1 protein-coding gene is annotated in these 679 nt (G+C 77.0%); it reads right to left on the bottom strand.

What is annotated here, in order from left to right:
• Window positions 1–679, bottom strand: a 679-nt coding sequence (locus tag DZF91_RS22835; protein WP_407920925.1) for an NDP-hexose 2,3-dehydratase family protein, incomplete at both ends; no start/stop codon positions are given.

Genomic DNA, 679 nt, shown 5'->3' with positions numbered 1-679 from the left:
GCGGGGGCGCGGCGAGGGCCGCCGCCGCGCCCGGCCCGGCGACCGGCAGGCAGCCCAGCACCGACCGCAGGTCCATGTTCACCAGGTCGTCGCGGTGCAGCAGCCGGTGCAGCCGGTGCAGCGTCAGCCAGCGGAAGCCGGGCAGGGCCTCGACGTCCGCGCCGACCTCCACGACCATGTTCCGGTTCCGCTTGCGCAGGAACCAGCCGCCGAGCTCCGACTGCCGGACGTCCACCAGCCGCCGCGCGGCGCGCCCGGCCGCCGACGGGGTGCGGAAGTACTCCAGGTACGGCACCGGCCTGCCCCGGTGCACACGCGTGTAGTTGCTGCGCGTCGCCTGGACGGTCGGCGCGACCTGCACGCCGCCGGCGTTCCCGGGCTCCGCCTTCGCCTGGACCAGGAAGTGCGGCACGCCGTCGAACTCGCGGACGAGCAGCCCGAGGATGCCGATCTCGGGCTGGTCGATGACCGGCTGCTCCCAGCGCGGCAGCGGCGCGTCGCGGTCCTCGACGGCGAGCCCGTGGACGGCGAAGAACGCGCCGCCGTCGTGGGCGAGGTCGCCGGTGACGGGATCGGCGGTCCAGCCGGGCAGAGCGTCCAGCGGCGCCGGGCGCACGGTCATGCGGTCGCCGGCGCGCGCGTCCGCGAGCCACTCCTCGACCGCGGCCGGGCCGGTCCG

The sequence above is a fragment of the Actinomadura logoneensis genome, assembly GCF_003428695.1.
GTDB lineage: Bacteria > Actinomycetota > Actinomycetes > Streptosporangiales > Streptosporangiaceae > Spirillospora > Spirillospora logoneensis.
The sequence above is the reverse complement of the archived record's forward strand: the minus strand, read 5'-3'. Positions and strand labels throughout refer to the sequence as shown.